Here is an 18053-nt window from a genome sequence, read left to right as displayed (position 1 = left end):
TTAAATTACAATAATTTGTTTTGCTTATGTAAATATTGCATAAGGGATTCGCCCTAAGCTAATAAAACCTATATTTTTGTTGATTAGTTAAACAGCGCTACAGGGAATTTTATCATGTCTAAGAAAATACTGGTTTGGTTTAGGAATGATCTACGCTTACACGACAATGAAATGTTGGTTGAGGCGATCGCTAAGTCGGACAGTATTCTTCCCGTCTATTTCTTCGATCCACGCTATTTCATTAATACCAGTTTCGAAACCGCGAAGACCGGAAAGATCAGGGCCCGGTTCCTATTGGAAAGTATTTTATCTCTGAGAAAGGCTTTTCAGGAAAAAGGCGGCGATATCCTGTTGATACAGGGTAAGCCGGAAGATCATTTTTCTGAACTTGTGGAACGCTTTGAGATTGCTGAAGTCTACCACCACCGCGAGGTAAGTCCGGAAGAGACAGCGGTGTCGGCCAGTGTAGAAGATGTGCTTTGGAAACAACGCATCAACCTGAAGCACTTCATAGGGCATACTTTATATAATAAAGAAGACCTGCCTTTTCCCATTAAAGATATTCCTGACGTTTTTGCCCAGTTTAAAAAGAAAACTGAACGGGATGCGATCGTGAAGGCTTGTTTTGAGGTGCCTGAGCAGATTGCTTTTGTGGAGAATGCGGTTTGGGGAGAGGTACCCGGACTTGCTGACCTGGGCTTTGAAGAAGAGTTGTCTGCAGCGTGTTATAGTACAGGTGGAGAGGACCAGGCATTGATGCATTTGACTGAGTTGCTCGCTACGGGATCTTTTATTTACAACAAACCGGTTAAAAATACTCCGGATAAAGAAGGTTTTTCCTCCAGGTTATCGGCCTGGCTGGCTTTTGGCTGTTTATCGCCGCGTAAAGTTTACTGGCAGGTGAAAGAGGCGGAAGCATTGCATGGTAGCCATCCAAATTTTAACCAGGTATTGCTGGGTCTGCTTTGGAGGGACTATTACCGGTTTATGTTTAAAAAACATGGCTTGAAGTTTTTTCAGGAAAGCGATTTTGAGGAATTGATCCAGGCGCCTGTAGCTGCGGATGACGAACTTACATTGCAATGGAAAGCGGCCAGTACAGGGCATCTGCTGGTAGACCGCTATATGCAACAACTGAATGAAACCGGTTTTATTACTTTTCCGGCAAGGTTGCTGGTAGCCACTTTCCTTGTTCATGTGTTTAAAATACACTGGACAAAAGGAGCTGCTTATTTTGAGGAAAAGCTGATCGACTACTCACCGGCAAGCAACTGGGGCAATTGGGCCAGTGTTGCAGGGGTAGGTTTAGACCTCAAATCGAAAAATACTTTTGATCTGGAAAAACAAATGAAAATTCTTGATGTTGCAATAACAGCAGTTGTTTAGAAAGCCAGTTTGGGATCATCATAAATCAAAAAGTTAAACAAAACTTGCTTTTTTGAAGGAGTTGTTTAACTTTTGTTGTAAATAGCAGTGTGAAAATATTCTCTATAAGTGATATCGAAGGCCTCATAGGCATTAAAGCGCATACCATAAGGGCATGGGAGGTGCGTCATGGCCTTGTTCCACCAAAACGAACGCAGACCAACATCAGGTATTACGATGAGGAAGATTTGAAGATGCTCCTAAATGTGGTTGCTTTAAATGAGAATGGTTATAAGATCAGCAAGATTGCAAAAATGAGCAAAGCGCAGATCACAGATTTGGTTACTCAGCTAAAATCGGACTGGAACAATGATTCTGTGCAAATGATCGGTCTTTCTAAGGCAACCATTGCTTATGATGAAGAAGCATTCTCCGCTATTCTCGCCGGATGTATTTCGGAAATGGGCCTGATCAAAACCATGGATCTGGTGCTCTTCCCTTTTATGAAGCGGGTAGGGATGCTTTGGCAGACAGGAACGATAGAGCCTTCTCATGAGCATTTTGCAGCCAACCTGATCCGAGACAGGATCATTGTGGAGATTGATAAACTGGAAAAACCAAAAATTGCGAATCCAAAACGTTTTCTGCTTTTCTTACCAGAGGCAGAGATGCACGAAACGGGTTTGTTATTCGCCCGGTACCTCCTGAAAAAATGTGGTCAGGATACCCTCTACCTCGGACCTGAAGTGCCTTATGCCGACCTGAAAAAGGTGGTGGAATCTTATCATCCTGACTATGCATTTATAGTCCTGACCTCCCTAAATCTTGGAAGGGATATCAATAAAATTATCGGTAAAGTGATGGATAATCTGAACGTGCCGCTGTTGGTGGCAGGAAGTTTGATATCAGAATTTGATATTCTTGTAAAAGATCGACTTACACCGCTCAAAAATGTCTGTGACATGGTCGAGTTTCTTGAAGAATTATAAAGAAGTTTGCCTGTTATTAAAGGTAAAAGTCCTAATTTTGCAACACTTATACCAATTCATACATAATGGATAATTTATCTTATCTCAATGGCGCCAACGCCGAATACATAGAATCCTTATATCAATCTTATACAGAAGACCCTAATTCAGTTGAATTTGGCTGGCAAAAGTTCTTTGAAGGCTTTGACTTCGGTCGGGGATCTTCCGGGAATGAAGTCAGTGCAGATACTCCTGAACAGTTTCTAAAGGAAATTAACGTACTGAACCTGATCAATGGATACCGTCAACGCGGGCATTTGTTTACACAGACGAATCCGGTAAGGGAAAGACGTCAGCATCTGCCAACCTTGGATATTGAGAACTTCGGTTTGTCGAAAACTGACCTCGATGTTGTATTCAATTCAGGAATTGAAATCGGAATCGGTGCTGCGAAATTAAGCGATATCATCGCTTTCTTAAAACAGACCTATTGCCGGTCTATCGGAGCGGAGTATAAATATGTTCGTACGCCTGAGGTATTGAGGTGGATTGAGGGAAAAATGGAAAGTGTACGCAATACACCAAATTTTTCGATTGATGAGAAGAGAAGAATCCTTAAAAAACTGAATGAAGCTGTAAGTTTTGAAAACTTCTTAGGCACCAAGTTCCTTGGGCAAAAAAGGTTTTCCCTGGAGGGCGCAGAATCGCTGATTCCAGCTTTGGATTCGGTAATTGAAAAAGGTGCTGAACTGGGCATTGAGGAATTTGTAATTGGTATGGCGCACCGCGGACGTTTGAACGTGCTGGCTAATATCATGCAAAAGACCTATAAAGATATTTTTGCTGAATTTGAGGGTAAGGGCTACAGTGCAGAATCTCCTTTTGGTGGTGATGTGAAATATCACCTGGGTTATTCGACAGACGTTACAACCAATAACGGTAAAAATGTACACTTAAGCTTGTGTCCGAACCCATCGCACCTGGAAACGGTAAATGGTGTGGTAGAAGGCATGACGCGTTCTAAAATAGATTTCAAATACGGTGGCGATGATGCACGCATTGCGCCGATCCTGATCCATGGTGATGCATCTGTAGCCGGGCAGGGGATTGTCTATGAGGTGATCCAGATGGCTGGATTAGACGGTTATAAAACTGGTGGTACCATTCACCTGGTCATCAACAATCAGATTGGTTTCACCACAAACTTCAAAGATGCGCGTACGAGTACCTACTGTACAGATATTGCTAAAGTGACCCTTTCACCGGTTTTCCATGTGAACGGAGATGATCCTGAAGCTTTGGTATATGCCATTAACCTGGCAATGGAATACCGTCAGAAATATAAAAATGATGTGTTTATCGACATTCTTTGCTATAGAAGATTCGGACACAACGAGTCTGATGAGCCTAAATTCACACAGCCATTATTATACAAAAGCATTGAAAAACATGCAAATCCACGTGACATTTATATCCAGCAATTGATTGGTGAGGGTAAAATGGAAGCGAGCCTGGCAAAAGAAATGGAAAAAGAATTCCGTGGCATTTTACAGGAGCGCCTGAACGAAGCGAAAGAAATTACTTCTACTTATCAGGATGTTAAATTCGGTGGGGCATGGTCAGACATGCGTATTGCAACCCCTCAGGATTTTGAAACTTCACCAAATACTGCGGTTAAGAAAACAACCTTATTGGAAATCGCGAAAAGGATCAGTACACTTCCAACAGATAAAAAATTCTTTAAGAAGATTGAAAAGCTTTTTGAGGAGCGTAGTAAAATGGCAACCACCAGTCATGTTTTTGACTGGGCTATGGGAGAGCAATTGGCTTACGGTACGCTATTGGCGGAAGGAAAGCGGGTTCGTTTGAGTGGGCAGGATGTGGAACGTGGTACATTCTCTCACCGCCACGCGGTGATTACCCTGGAAGATTCGGAAGAAGAGTATATCCCATTGGCAAATATTTCAGAGCAACAGGCTCCTTTTGATATCTATAATTCGCATTTATCGGAATACGGGGTACTTGGTTTTGAATACGGCTATGCGATGGCCAATCCAAACGCCCTGACGATATGGGAAGCACAGTTCGGAGATTTCTTTAACGGAGCTCAAATTGTTGTAGACCAATATATAGCGAGTGCAGAAACCAAATGGCAACGTGAAAATGGTTTGGTAATGCTATTGCCTCATGGTTATGAGGGACAAGGTCCTGAGCACTCTTCTGCAAGGATTGAACGCTTTATGGAGCTTTGTGCTGACTATAACATGCAGGTAACCAACTGTACAACACCTGCGAACTTCTTCCATGCACTTCGCAGACAGTTCAAGCGTGATTTCAGAAAACCTTTGGTCGTGTTTACGCCGAAGAGTCTCTTGCGTCATCCTGCTTGTGTATCTCCTTTGGAAGATTTTACCGATGGTAAATTCCTGGAGGTGATTGATGATGCAAATGTAAAAGCTGCGGCAGTGAAAAGGGTATTGTTCTGTACAGGTAAGATCTATTATGAACTGCTGGAGAAGCAAACTAAAGACGAGATCAAGGATGTGGCCATTGTACGTGTAGAGCAATTGTATCCTACTCCTGTAGCACAAATGGAAGCTGTTTATAAAAAATATAAAAATGCTGAAGAGGCAGTTTGGGTACAGGAAGAGCCTGAAAACATGGGTGCATGGCCATACCTGCTGCGCAGATTGAGAAAAACTTCTTTTAATGATATCGAAGTGATCTCGAGAAAAGAAAGCAGCAGTACGGCAACTGGATTTGCAAGACAGCATGCTGATCAGCAGGCTTACATTCTGGCCAAGGCTTTTGAGGTGCCGGTTACCGAAAAAGAGCAGAAGATCTCTAAAAAATCCGTGAGTAAAGTATATAATGTAGATTAGAAAAAATAATACATCAGTTATGAGTATAGAAATAAAAGTTCCGCCAGTAGGTGAATCGATAACCGAAGTTGTTTTATCGCGTTGGGTGAAAAACGATGGTGATGCAGTAGAAATGGATGAAGTGATTGCCGAATTAGAATCTGATAAAGCGACCTTTGAGCTAACTGCGGAACAGGCCGGAACTTTAAAAACAGTAGCAGCGGAAGGTGATACACTTGCCATTGGTGCTGTAGTTTGCAAAATTGAAGATGGTGGCGCCGCACCGGCAAAAGCCAAAGAAGAGGCGGCTCCGGCTGCTGAGGCACCAGTTGCCGCTGCGGATAAATCTGCTGCACCGGTAGCAGAGAAATCTGGCGAAAGCTATGCGACTGGTACCCCTTCCCCTTCTGCTGGCAAAATCCTTGCTGAAAAAGGAGTAGATGCCGGATCTGTAAAAGGAACAGGTGTAGATGGACGCATCACTAAAGAAGATGCCTTAAACGCACAGAAAGCGGCACAGCCAGCAGCTAAAGCGGAGGCTCCAAAGGCAGCAGCCCCTGCAGCAGTGGCCGGATCCAGAAATGAGCGTAAAGAAAAAATGTCGCCATTGCGCAAAACGGTAGCCAAACGTTTAGTAGCGGTGAAAAATGAGACAGCCATGTTGACCACGTTCAATGAGGTAAACATGAAGCCGATCATGGATCTGCGTGGTAAATATAAAGATCAGTTTAAAGAGAAATTCGGTGTTGGTCTTGGCTTTATGAGCTTTTTTACCAAAGCGGTATGCGAGGCATTGAAAGATTTTCCTGCGGTAAATGCACGTATTGATGGTGAATCCATCATTTACAATGACTTTGCTGATATTTCGATTGCAGTTTCTGCACCTAAAGGATTGGTAGTTCCGATCATCAGGAATGCAGAGAGCATGAGCCTGGCGCAGATCGAGAAAACAGTGATCGAGCTGGCTACTAAAGCACGCGATAGTAAATTGACAATTGAAGAAATGACAGGTGGTACTTTCACCATCACCAACGGTGGTGTGTTTGGCTCTATGATGTCTACTCCGATCATCAATGCCCCTCAGTCGGCAATACTGGGTATGCACAACATCATTGAACGTCCGATCGCTGAAAAAGGTGAGGTTGTGGTTCGCCCGATGATGTATGTGGCACTATCTTATGATCACAGGATCATCGACGGAAGGGAATCTGTTGGATTCCTGGTTCGGGTGAAACAATTGCTGGAAGACCCTGCAAGATTGCTTTTGGGAGTTTAATCCAGTTTATTCATAATAAAAAAAAGGTCGTGATGTGATTCACGACCTTTTTTTATGCTGTTATTTCGTCTTGATGAAATCCGGAACTTTAGTGGTTCGCAGGTACTCATCGAATAAGGGCTGTAACTTTAATCCGCTTTCCTTGATGATGTAATCCTCAATTTGTTTGGTCGTCACTGTCTGGTGATAAAATGTTTTGTTGAGTCCGCGTAAGATGCGTCTGAATTTTTCATCATTATTGATGAGCTGACGGATGTTGTGGATCATATTTGCCCCTTTATAATACATATCACCAGAGCCTTCGCTATTCACATTATAATCCCCAATGATGGGAATGTCATTGGCGATGTTTTGACGGATGCCGATTACATATTCATTTGCTGCCTTTTTACCATAAAGACTTTCGATAAACAAGGCTTCAGAATAATTGGTGAAACTCTCATGAATCCACATGTCGGCGATATCTTTGGAGGTGATGTTATTGCCAAACCATTCATGTCCGCTTTCATGAACGGTAATGAAATCGAACTTAAGTCCCCAGCCACTGCCGGAGAGATCACGTCCTAAATAACCCTTTTTGAACTGATTGCCATAAGCGACTGCACTCTGGTGTTCCATGCCCAGGTGTGGTGCCTGCACCAGTTTGTAGCCATCCTCATAAAAAGGGTAGGGGCCAAACCAGTGCTCAAATGATTTTAGCATGGGTTTTACATCTGCATTCCAATGCGGACGGGCTTGGGTACTGTCTTCTTTCAATGCCCAGAAATCAAGGGAAAGGTTTCCTTTTTCTCCTTTGTACTGGTCTTTCCAATGCGCGTATTTTCCGATATAAAGTGTTACATTATAGTTGTTGATGGGATTGGAGACGAACCAATTGTACTGCGTGTAGCCTTCTGGTTTTTCGACAACATTCCTGAGTCGTCCGTTGGACACATCCTGCAGGCCTTTAGGGACGCTGATGCTGATCATCATGCTATCGACTTCGTCGCTCTGGTGATCTTTATTGGGCCACCAGGAGCTCGCCCCGAAACCCTGACAGGCTACTGATACCCAGGGGTTGCCTGACCTGTCTTTACTGAAGATGAAGCCGCCGTCCCAGGGCGGTCTTTTGGCAATTACCGGATTTCCCGAATAGAACACCCTGAAGCTCGATTGGCTGCCCTTTTTTATTGCTGTTGGGAAAGTCAAGAATACAGCATTGAATTCCCTTTTAAACGGAATTTCTGCGCCCATATAAACAACCTTCTCTATCTTCAGGTTACTGAAGAGGTCAAATTGTAGCTGGTCGAATGCCCGAGTTGCAGTAAAACGAAATTCATTACTCCCGCTGATGAACTTATTGTCGATATCTACTTTAACGTCCAGGTGGTAATAATTGAGGTCGTAGCAGGTTCTGAGGGGTGTCAATGCGCCTCTGAGTGAATCTGCCCTCGTGTACTTATGCCTGCCATCCATAAGTTGTGCAGATGCAAGTTGACTCATCAACAATGTCAGGACTATACTGAATATTCTTTTCACGGTCTTAGGGTTTTAATACAGATACGGTAATGGCAGAGGCATTGTTGACATCATGGAAAATGCGGTGTGTGGCTTTTTTGAAATCAGCCGGTTCAGCCTGGTAGATGTCCATGAACTGCTGTGGATTTCTGTCCGCCAGGGGAAACCATGAGTTCTGAATCTGGATCATGACCCGGTGGCCTTTTTTGAAAGTATGGGCGACATCAGGCAGCGTATAGTTGACTTTAGTGATCTGACCGGGAACCATCGCTTCCGGTTTTTCAAAGCTGTTGCGGTATTTCCCGCGCATGATCTCTCCGCGAACCAGCATCTGATAACCAGCCATTAATATTCCCTTTGGATTGGGGGAGGGTGTAACGGCATCTTCCGGAAAAACATCTATCAGCTTGACCACATAATCGGCATCAGAGCCTGTAGTAGATACGACGAGTTTAGCCAGAACAGGACCGGTGAGTGTAATGTCTTCAGTCAAACGGTCTGTTTGAAAGACCTTAACATCTGGTCTGCGTGCAGCAAAACGCTGATCATCGATCATGTATTCACGTGTCCTTTTTGCCTGTATCCCGTCCTGGTAAGGAACCGGTGCATTGGGATCGCTTACATATTCATCCCAGCTGTCTGTGCGGCCTACCTTTTCAAAGCTCAGCTTGCCATTGGGCTGCAGGTATAAAGTCCTTTCTTCTGTTTCTTTTGGAGGCCAGGTATTGAATCCCTTCCACTCATTGCTGCCGGTAATGAAGATATTTGCTTCAGCAGTTTTAAAATCACCATCACCTTTCAGGTAATGCTTAAAAAATGGCAGTTCGAATTTCTCCTGGTACTGGATACTTGTCGGTTGCCCAAAAGGAATGTCCCCAAAGCTGGAACCATCACTGCGTACCCAGCCACCATGAAACCATGGGCCGGCTACCAATATGTTGTTGGCTCCCGGATTTTGTTTTTCTATCGCCTGATAAGTTGCAAAGGTGCCATAAGCATCTTCAGCATCAAAGAAGCCTCCGACAACCATTACCGCGGGCTTAACACCTTTCAGGTGCGGCTGGATATTCCTGGCCTTCCAGAAGGTGTCCAGGTTCGGATGTGCAAAGAGGTTGTTCCAAAAGCGGATGCTGTCGGCAAAGTATTTTTCTTTCAGGTTTTTCACTGAACCTGATTCCAGGTAGAAGCGGTAGTTGTCTGCAATGGGAAACTGAAAACCTTTGGGGCCTTTATCCGGGGTGATCGGTTTTGGTCGTGGTACACCAAAGCTGCTCATGAAGCCAAAGGCGTCCATGAGGAACAAAGCCCCGTTATGATGAAAATCGTCGCCGATAAACCAATCGGTGACCGGTGCTTGTGGAGAAACTGCTTTCAAAGCAGGATGTGCGCCCGGTAGTGATGTTGTGGAATAAAAGCCGGGATAGGAGATGCCGTAGATTCCCGCCTTTCCATTGTTATTTTTGATGTTTTTTACCAGCCAGTCAATGGTGTCATAGGTGTCAGAACTCTCATCAATGTCTTTTTTTGATTTTTTATTGGCTACATGAGGTCTGATGTCATCAAAATTGCCTTCGCTCATCCAGCGGCCCCTGACATCCTGATAAACGAAGATAAAGCCTTCACGCATTTCCGCGGGAAAATTCCCCAGGCTGGTCTTGTATTTGTCCTCGCCATAAGGTGCACAGGTATATGGGGTCCTGTTAATTAAAAATGGATATTTCTTGCTTTGGTCTTTCGGGAGATAGATCGAAGTGAACAATTTTATGCCATCGCGTACAGTGATGTAACGTTCAATCTTCGTGTAGTTTTCACGAACGTAAGCTGAATCTGTCTGTTGCGCGAAAAGGGGCGACAATGTGCATACAGAGACAGCAGTAAGCCATAGAGATTTGAAAAAAGTCATGATGATGGTGTTGGTTGCTTAAAACTCAAATATAGCAAATGAAAATCTTTCAGCAGAGATTGTCGTAATTTGTCGGAAGATTTACATTCTTTGCAATTAGCAACGTATTTCGGGATAGGTTTACTAACTTTGTGGCACAAAAAATATCCTTAATATGCAATACGATGTAGTTGTAATTGGCTCGGGCCCGGGCGGTTATGTAGGAGCAATCAGATGCGCTCAGTTAGGCTTAAAAACAGCAGTGATAGAGAAATATAAAACCTTTGGCGGAACCTGCCTTAATGTAGGTTGCATCCCCTCCAAGGCGCTGTTGGATTCTTCGGAGCATTACCATAATGCTGCACACACTTTTAAGACACATGGCATTGACCTGAAAGACCTGAAAGTGGATATGCCACAGATGATTGCCCGTAAAAATGATGTCGTATCGCAAAATACCGCAGGGATACAATACTTGTTTAAAAAGAACAAGATCGATGCTTTCGAAGGCGTAGGATCTTTTGTAGATAAGAACACCATTAAGGTGACTAAAGCAGATGGCTCTACCGAGACCGTAACTGCGAAAAATGTGATCATCGCATCAGGATCTAAACCAACGGCACTTCCTTTCCTGCCAATCGATAAAAAGAGAATCATTACCTCAACCGAGGCTTTGAATATCACTGAGGTGCCAAAGCAGATGATCGTCATCGGCGGTGGTGTAATTGGTCTGGAGCTGGGCTCTGTATATGCAAGATTGGGCACTAAGGTTTCTGTGATCGAATTCCTTCCTTCTATCATCGCTACTATGGATGCTGGTTTAGGTAAAGAACTTCAGCGCGTGCTCAAAAAGTCTTTGGGGATGGAGTTCTTTATGGGACATAAAGTGACTGGTGCTACTGTAAAAGGTGAAAAAGTTACGGTATCTGCAACCAATGCCAAAGGTGAAGAAGTGACATTTGATGCCGATTATTGCATTGTTGCTGTAGGACGTACGGCGTATACTGAAGGTCTTGGTCTGGAAAACATTGGAATCAAAGCTGAAGAAAGAGGAAATAAAATCCCTGTAAATGATCACCTGGAAACTTCAGTACCTGGAGTTTATGCCATCGGTGATGTCATCAAAGGAGCAATGCTTGCACATAAAGCAGAAGATGAGGGCGTATATGTAGCTGAGCGCATCGCCGGACAAAAGCCGCACATCAATTACAACCTGATCCCGGGTGTGGTGTATACCTGGCCGGAGGTTGCTGCTGTAGGTTATACGGAAGAGCAATTGAAAGCGCAAGGCGTTCAATATAAGGCAGGATCATTCCCTTTCAAAGCGAGTGGCCGTGCTAAAGCGAGTATGGATACAGATGGCTTTGTCAAAGTGCTGGCAGATGCCAAAACAGATGAGATCCTTGGCGTACATATGATTGGCCCACGTGCTGCAGACATGATCGCAGAAGCAGTGGTTGCTATGGAATTCCGTGCTTCAGCAGAAGATATCGCCAGGATTTGCCACGCTCACCCAACTTATACAGAGGCACTTAAAGAAGCAGCAATGGCCGCTACTGAAAACAGGGCAATACATATTTAAAATATTCTACAATATTTTTGAAGCCACAGATCATTCTGTGGCTTTTTGCTTTAAATGAGGGTAAGTTTCATGCAATACTTTGATGGCGATTTCAATCAGCCTCAAATGCTCGTAGTCGTGACCATGTTGTACCTCCACATTGATGTACGGGATCTTTTTATACATGGCATATACAGAGAGTGAACCGTCTTCTGGTCCACCTTCCGATTGTAAGACCACGTTCACATTCTGCTTCTTGAAGTTGTTAAATAATGCAAGCTCAGTCACGAGGATCAGGTCATCGGGATCCATATCGAAGTTGACATGCACCGAATCTGCTGTTTTTTCCAGGGGATAACCTTTCAAATAAGAAGTGATGCCAAAGCCGCCGTCTGCATTGTTGTGGAGGGTAAACATGTAGCCATGCTGATCGGCACGGTAATAATCCAGTACAGACCTGGAAGTCTCCTGTAGTTTTTCTACTACCTCATCGCTGTCTATATTGCCATACTTTTCCAGACCCATTACGATTCCTTCGTAGGAGTAAATGCTATTGGGATCCGTCTGAAAGTTCAACCCTTTATGGGCAAACTTATAGTTTCTGGTATTTCCGTACTGACTGTCAATGATTGTGCCTCCGCTAAATCTAATGTATTCAAAGGCGGCCCTGATGCCGGTATCTTCATCGTCATGAATGGCCAGAAAATGGATGTTTGGCTTTCCATAGCTGTATTTGACCAGGTTGATCTTGAGGTTGTTGAGCTGGATAACCGAGGTGTCGGTTTGGATGCCTTCAAATACCGGAGGATGTTGGGCTTGGGAAAAAAGTGTGCAGCAAAATATAAATGTGGTTAAAAGAATGTATTTCAGCATGATGAGTTTAAGACAACAAAATAATTATAATTGTTTTAGACCCAAATAAAAAAGAGGAACTTTTTAGGGTTCCTCTTTTAAAAGTATGATGTTGGAAGATTAATGGCCGTGATCAAGATCGTACTCCAGTACGTCCTTGTGATCATATGGCTCAACCATCAATTCATCAATGGTTTTTCCTTTTTTGTTGAATCCAAATTTGTCCAGCATCCTGTCGAAGATCAGGTACACTACCGGCACCACAATCAAAGTCAGGAATAAAGAACTGGTCAGACCGCCTACAATAACCCATGCAAGACCATTTTTCCATTCCGCACCGGCACCGCTGGCCAACGCAATTGGAAGCATACCGAATACCATGGCAATGGTGGTCATCAAAATTGGACGCAAACGGGCGTGGTTGGCCAATACCAATGCTTCCTTAGTGTCTTTACCTTCCGCTTTCAGGTGGTTGGTAAAATCGACTAGGATAATCGCATTTTTCGCTACCAGACCCATAAGCATGATCAGACCCAGGATCGTAAAGATACCGATCGAGTTGTTGGTCAGTGCCAATGCCAGCAAGGCTCCAATTAAGGCCAGAGGTAGAGAGAACATCACCACCAATGGGTACACAAAACTATCATATAAAGCTACCATGATCAGATATACCAGGATCACTGCAGCAAGCAAGGCAATACCCAATGTACCGAACCCTTCACTTTGATTTTCCTGATCACCGGCCCAGGTATAGCTTACACCTACTGGAGCTTTTAGGCTACCGTCCTTCTGTTTCTCTTCTAGTTTTGCCTGGAAATCGGTCACCACAGATCCCGTAGGTCTACCTATAGACTGAGCCTGAACGGATACAGAAGTAGATTTGTTCAGACGTTCCAATTGACTTGGACCAGAGCCCTCGGTGATATTTGCAAACTGTGACAGTTTAACCTGGGCACCCTTATCGTTTACGAAGATCAGGTTACGCACATCATCAATATCTTTTCTATTGAAATCCTGATATTGAATATTGATGTCATACTCGTATTCTCCTTTTCTGTATTTACCATCGGTGTTTCCGGCAAATGCGGTTTGCATCGTAGAACCTACCGTTGAGAGTGTCAGGCCTACAGCAGACATTTTATCTCTATCCACTTGGACATTGATCTCAGGTGTTCCTTTCTCTACGGAAAGCTTGATCTCCGTAGCACCCGGAATGGTTTTCAACAAGGCCTGAGCACCTTGTGCATAGCGTAAAACGCTATCCAGATCAGAGCCCATTACGACCAGACTGATTGGCGCATTCTCTGCGATACCTAAGATACTGATAGGTACGGTTTTTACTTTCGCACCAACAAGTTCCTTAGCAAGCGCACGACTCATTTTAGTAGCGAAGATATCGGATGATACGCCCTCGCGTTCTTTACGGTCTACCAATTTTACGTTGATCTCCGACTTGTACGCTGTAGCCTGTGTACCACCAAAGTCGCCACTCGCCTGACCCACTGTGGTGATCAGTTGTGTGATTTCTGGTTGTTTACTTAAAAATGCTTCTGCTCTTTGGGTAAAGAAGTTGGTTTGCTCTAATGGAGCATCCTTCGGTAACTCAATCTGAACCAGGAATTCACCTTTATCCGATTTAGGGAAAAACTCAGATCCAATGAAACCAGCACCTAATAATCCGCATGAACTCAAGAATAGAACAAATACCCCGATCAGTGTAATTGCTTTATGGTTCAACGACCAGTTCAGGATATTGGTAATCCATAAGGTAAATTTCTTTAACTGTTTTTCGAACCATAGAATAAAGCGTCCAAATACGTTCTTGCCTTCAATGTGCTCCAACTTTCCATACCTTGAGAATAGCAGGGGAACGATAGTGAAAGAAGCGAGTAGAGAAAGTAATGTGGCAATGATTACCACTACGCAGAACTGGCGAAGGATGTTGGATACCAAACCCGAACTTACTGCAATCGGGAAGAACACAACTACAATTACAAAGGTGATAGAAACAACTGTAAAACCAATCTCTCGGGTTGCATCGGAGGCTGCTCTTACTTTGTTCTTGCCCATCTCCATATGTCGCTGGATGTTTTCCAAAACCACGATGGCATCATCCACCAGGATACCCACCACGAGGGATAGGCCGAGGAGCGACATCAGGTTTAATGTAAATCCAAAAAGACTGATTCCTATAAATGTCGCGATCAATGATGCCGGAATGGATACCATTACGATCAAAGCGTTACGTAAACTGTGTAAGAAGAACAACATCACGAAGGCAACTAATACTACCGCCAGGATCAAATCGTGGATTACCGCATCAGCAGATTCTAAGGTGAAAATCGAACTATCGTTGACAATTTTTATGTCCAGCTTATTTGCGGCATAGTCTCCTTTTAGTTTCTCGATAATGGTATGTACACCCTTACTTACTTCTACCGCATTCGCATCACTCTGTTTGATGATTTGTATAGCGATAGAGGCTTGTCTATTGATACGCGCTAGTTTTACGGTCTCTTTTTGAGAATCCTGAACATCGGCTACATCACCTAAACGAATTTGAGCCCCGTCTTTAGATGTCGTTAATACCAGGTTTCTCAACTCTTCTATATTTCTGTATTTCCCGGAAAGACGGATGAGCACATCCTGATTTTGCGTTTTAACACTTCCTGTAGGGAAGTCTAAGTTAGAACTTAAAATCATTTGCTGCACTTGAGGTACAGCCAAGCCGTATCCTTGCAGTTTATCGGCATCCAGGGAGACTTGAATTTCACGCTCTGAACCACCTACCAGGTTTACCTGGGCAATACCACTTACCCTGGAGATTACCGGGGCAATCCTTTGGTCAATGAGATCGTAAAAAGTTACATCGTCCATGTTGGCAGATGCCGTCATGGTAATTACCGGTAAGTCATCCAGAGAGAATTTACTCAGGGAAGGTGTTTTTACATCTTCTGGTAAATCAGAAAGAATGGCGTTTACTTTACGCTGTGCATCATTCAGAGAGATATCAATGTTTGCTTTGTCCGTTAGGGTAATGGTAACGGTAGACAAACTCTCAAATGAAACGGCATTTATTTTCTTGATATTTTCCATCGAGGATACGGCATCCTCGATTTTCTTGGTTACTGTATTTTCGACCTCCGCAGGAGATGCGCCTGGATAGATCGTCGAGATAGATACTACGTTGTTCGAGAACTTTGGAAGTAATTCATAACCCAACGAAAAGTAACTCAGTAGCCCCAACAGCGTAAGTGCGGTAAAAACCACAATTACCAAAGAAGGCCTTTTAATGGATATGTCTGTTATCTTCATTTTCTTTTTTTATTGCAGTAGTTTCCAGACTGCGTTATTGACTTCTATGAGTTCTTGACTATTTAACAATGCTCACGGCTGTGCCTTCAGCGAGGTTAATCTGTCCGCTGGTGATTACTGTTTCGCCTTCATTCAAGCCATCCAAAATTTCGACTGAATCACCAAGTATACGGCCCGTAACTACTTTACGAATTTTGGAAGTGTTGTTTGATTTATCGTATACAAATACCTGGTTGCTGCTTACACTGCCAACGAAAGAAGTACGCGGGATCAGGATGCTTGGAGCTTGTTTAGGGAATTTAAATACTGCAGTTCCGTACATACCAGCCTTCAGCGTGTTCTTATTGCTGTTCTCTACTTCAATTTCTATTGGGAAGTTCAATGTAGCATCAGCTTTTGCAGCGATGAAGGTTACTTTTCCGGAGAATTTATCTGTTGGGAACACAGAAGATTTGATTTCTATCTGATCACCAATTTTAAGGTTCGCAACTTGAGACTCATTGACATTCACTTTAAGCTTCAATTTAGATACATCAACGATCTCAAAAAGCTGGGTTCCAGGTGTACCTGAGACAAAAGCACCAACTTCGATGTAACGTTTATTGATGATACCGTTTATTGGAGATTTGATGTTGGCATCACTAACCCTACGCTGAGAAGCTTGTAATTTTAATTTTGCATTTCTGGTAGTCAGTTTAGCCTGATCCAATTGTTGTTGAGTCACACCGCCTGTCTCAAATGAGCTCTGATAACGGGCTTCATCTCTAACCGCATTCTGATAAGTTGCCTCTGCAGTTTCTTTATCTGTGTTGATGATCTCTGCATCAATGCGCGCCAAAGGTTGTCCTTTACTCACGCGGTCACCCTCATCTACATATATCTTGCTCACCCTTCCTGAATTCTCAGACAGAAAGTTCAATTCCTGTTTAGGGATGAAATTACCGTTTGCACTAAAATCGAGGTCAATATTTTTTTTCTCTACCGCTGCAATCCGAACGGCAACTGCACCACCACCTTGTGCAATGTAGGCAGTTTTTGCTTCGTTTTTCTTTTTGTTGTTTGTTAAGACATAAGCTATTGCGCCCAAGGCTACAATAACGACAACAATTATGATAATTACTCTTTTCATTTCTATTGTGCTAGCGATTTAATATTTCCGTTTGATTTGATTAATTGTATTTCAGCGATTTTATAATTCAATAAAGCCTGATTATAGCTGTTTTGAGCAGAAGTCAATGCATTCTCTGTATCCAGCAGGTCCGTTAAGCTGGCAAGGCCATTGTTATAATTGTTTTGCGTGCTTCTGTAAATTTCATTGGCAAGCTCCACATTTTTCTTCTGAGCATTAATGGTGTTGATGCTATTTTTCAATTGAATTTTTGCATTCTCATAAGCTAAATTCAAGGAGTTCGTTGACTGTCTTCTGTCTTCCTGGGCTTTTTTAATCTCCACATCTGCCTGACGGACTTTTGAGCGGGTTAGAAAACCATTAAAGATAGGGACCCTTAATGTAACTCCTATCGCAGAGGCATCGAATCCGATCGCATTTCTGTTGGAGGTCAGGAAATCGAAACTATTACTTTGACTGGAATAAGTATAATTACCTGTTAAAGATAAATTAGGGTAGTATTCAGCAACATAAGCCTTACGCTGCAGGGAAAGTAGTTTATCCTGAATGTCAAGGATCTTAAATTCTGTCCGGTTGCTCAAGGTTACGGAGTCCGCAAGCTCTGGCAATCTGGTTACTTCCGTCAGTTCCGTTTTAGGCAGGACAATGTCGGTTTTTACCGGCATGCCCATAGAAAACTTCAATTGATTTTCCAGTTGCGTTATTGCATTGATGGTCTGCTCACGCTGAGTTTCCAGATTGGTAAGGTTGACCTTTATCCGATCCACATCGATTTTTTTCGCCAGACCATTTTGGTATTGATTAGAGATGATCTTTTCAATGACCCTTACATTTTTAATATTGGTGTCTACAACATTCAATTGCTGTCTGTTGACCAATACCTGGTAGTAATTATTGGCAACCAACTCGATCACTTGTTCGTCTGTAAGCTGGGCAACAAGGTTATAATATTCTTCACTTGATCTTGCCGCCTGCAATCCAGTAAATACTTGCTGGTTGAACAGCTGCTGGGACAATTGAACGCCGGCAGAAGAATTCCATTTCTGACCAAATTTAAGTGTCTGTGTTTGCCCGCCAAAATCAACGACCTGAGAACCTATGATGGCGTTGTAGGTCAAGCCTCCATTACCTGTGATCTGAGGTAAAGCCTGGGACCTGACTTCTTCCACTTTATATCTGCCTCCTTCTATATCCAATTTCGCTTTGCGTGCATTTACACTGTTTTGCAAGGCGTAATTTAGAGCCTCCTTCAGCGTCAGTGTCTGTTGCGCCATCGCAGCGTTGGACAGTACCAATCCCAGCAAGAGTAATGGAATTGTTTTTATCTGTTTGATTATGGTATTCATA

Annotated in this window: 11 protein-coding genes; 5 read left to right on the top strand and 6 right to left on the bottom strand. The window is 43.3% G+C overall.

Annotated elements, in window-relative coordinates; translation table 11 throughout:
• The first annotated feature begins 114 nt into the window (after nt 1-114).
• The 4 genes from WAE59_RS25165 to odhB all read left to right on the top strand — a co-directional run bounded on the left by WAE59_RS25165 (nt 115) and on the right by odhB (nt 6470).
• Nucleotides 115-1386 (top strand): DASH family cryptochrome, encoded by a 1272-nt coding sequence (locus WAE59_RS25165; protein ID WP_337858776.1) that lies wholly within the window; start codon nt 115-117, stop codon nt 1384-1386.
• 89 nt (nt 1387-1475) lie between these two features.
• A complete protein-coding gene (locus tag WAE59_RS25160; RefSeq protein WP_337858775.1) occupies nt 1476-2354 on the top strand; it encodes a MerR family transcriptional regulator in 879 nt (292 codons plus the stop codon).
• 65 nt (nt 2355-2419) lie between these two features.
• Nucleotides 2420-5215 carry a 2-oxoglutarate dehydrogenase E1 component gene (locus tag WAE59_RS25155; protein WP_337858774.1) on the top strand — a complete coding sequence of 932 codons (2796 nt, stop codon included), beginning with the start codon at nt 2420-2422 and terminating at the stop codon, nt 5213-5215.
• 19 nt (nt 5216-5234) lie between these two features.
• Entirely contained in the window at nt 5235-6470 is a 1236-nt protein-coding gene (odhB, locus tag WAE59_RS25150) for a 2-oxoglutarate dehydrogenase complex dihydrolipoyllysine-residue succinyltransferase (RefSeq protein ID WP_337858773.1), read from the top strand.
• Between the two features lie 60 nt (nt 6471-6530).
• On the opposite strand, the gene WAE59_RS25145 is transcribed toward odhB, so the two are convergent.
• Nucleotides 6531-7952: a M1 family metallopeptidase gene (locus WAE59_RS25145; RefSeq protein WP_337858790.1), complete on the bottom strand. Its 1422-nt coding sequence runs from the start codon at nt 7950-7952 to the stop codon at nt 6531-6533.
• 40 nt (nt 7953-7992) lie between these two features.
• Entirely contained in the window at nt 7993-9870 is a 1878-nt protein-coding gene (locus WAE59_RS25140; RefSeq protein WP_337858772.1) for a CocE/NonD family hydrolase, read from the bottom strand.
• Between the two features lie 154 nt (nt 9871-10024).
• Here WAE59_RS25140 and lpdA point away from each other — a divergent pair, with 154 nt between their 5' ends.
• Nucleotides 10025-11431, top strand: coding sequence for a dihydrolipoyl dehydrogenase (gene lpdA / locus WAE59_RS25135; protein WP_337858771.1), 1407 nt, complete (start codon nt 10025-10027; stop codon nt 11429-11431).
• A gap of 30 nt (nt 11432-11461) precedes the next feature.
• On the opposite strand, the gene WAE59_RS25130 is transcribed toward lpdA, so the two are convergent.
• The 4 genes from WAE59_RS25130 to WAE59_RS25115 form a co-directional block, all read right to left on the bottom strand.
• Complete coding sequence (locus tag WAE59_RS25130; RefSeq protein WP_337858770.1) at nt 11462-12283, bottom strand: hypothetical protein; 822 nt, start codon at nt 12281-12283, stop codon at nt 11462-11464.
• Nucleotides 12284-12382: 99 nt separating this feature from the next.
• A complete protein-coding gene (locus tag WAE59_RS25125) occupies nt 12383-15577 on the bottom strand; it encodes an efflux RND transporter permease subunit (RefSeq protein ID WP_337858769.1) in 3195 nt (1064 codons plus the stop codon).
• Nucleotides 15578-15635: 58 nt separating this feature from the next.
• Nucleotides 15636-16706, bottom strand: coding sequence for an efflux RND transporter periplasmic adaptor subunit (locus WAE59_RS25120; RefSeq protein ID WP_337858768.1), 1071 nt, complete (start codon nt 16704-16706; stop codon nt 15636-15638).
• Nucleotides 16707-16708: 2 nt separating this feature from the next.
• Nucleotides 16709-18052, bottom strand: coding sequence for a TolC family protein (locus WAE59_RS25115; protein ID WP_337858767.1), 1344 nt, complete (start codon nt 18050-18052; stop codon nt 16709-16711).
• Nucleotide 18053 lies beyond the last annotated feature (1 nt).

Source organism: Pedobacter sp. GR22-6, assembly GCF_037402555.1.
Lineage (GTDB): Bacteria > Bacteroidota > Bacteroidia > Sphingobacteriales > Sphingobacteriaceae > Pedobacter.
The sequence above is the reverse complement of the archived record's forward strand: the minus strand, read 5'-3'. Positions and strand labels throughout refer to the sequence as shown.

Bases quoted from the DNA above. Each gene is read 5' to 3' on its own strand.
- WAE59_RS25165 (WP_337858776.1), top strand. From the start codon at position 115: ATGTCTAAGAAAATACTGGTTTGGTTTAGGAATGATCTACGCTTACAC.
- WAE59_RS25155 (WP_337858774.1), top strand. From the start codon at position 2,420: ATGGATAATTTATCTTATCTCAATGGCGCCAACGCCGAATACATAGAA.
- odhB (WP_337858773.1), top strand. From the start codon at position 5,235: ATGAGTATAGAAATAAAAGTTCCGCCAGTAGGTGAATCGATAACCGAA.
- WAE59_RS25145 (WP_337858790.1), bottom strand. From the start codon at position 7,952: ATGAGTCAACTTGCATCTGCACAACTTATGGATGGCAGGCATAAGTAC.
- WAE59_RS25140 (WP_337858772.1), bottom strand. From the start codon at position 9,870: ATGACTTTTTTCAAATCTCTATGGCTTACTGCTGTCTCTGTATGCACA.
- lpdA (WP_337858771.1), top strand. From the start codon at position 10,025: ATGCAATACGATGTAGTTGTAATTGGCTCGGGCCCGGGCGGTTATGTA.
- WAE59_RS25130 (WP_337858770.1), bottom strand. From the start codon at position 12,283: ATGCTGAAATACATTCTTTTAACCACATTTATATTTTGCTGCACACTT.
- WAE59_RS25125 (WP_337858769.1), bottom strand. From the start codon at position 15,577: ATGAAGATAACAGACATATCCATTAAAAGGCCTTCTTTGGTAATTGTG.
- WAE59_RS25120 (WP_337858768.1), bottom strand. From the start codon at position 16,706: ATGAAAAGAGTAATTATCATAATTGTTGTCGTTATTGTAGCCTTGGGC.
- WAE59_RS25115 (WP_337858767.1), bottom strand. From the start codon at position 18,052: ATGAATACCATAATCAAACAGATAAAAACAATTCCATTACTCTTGCTG.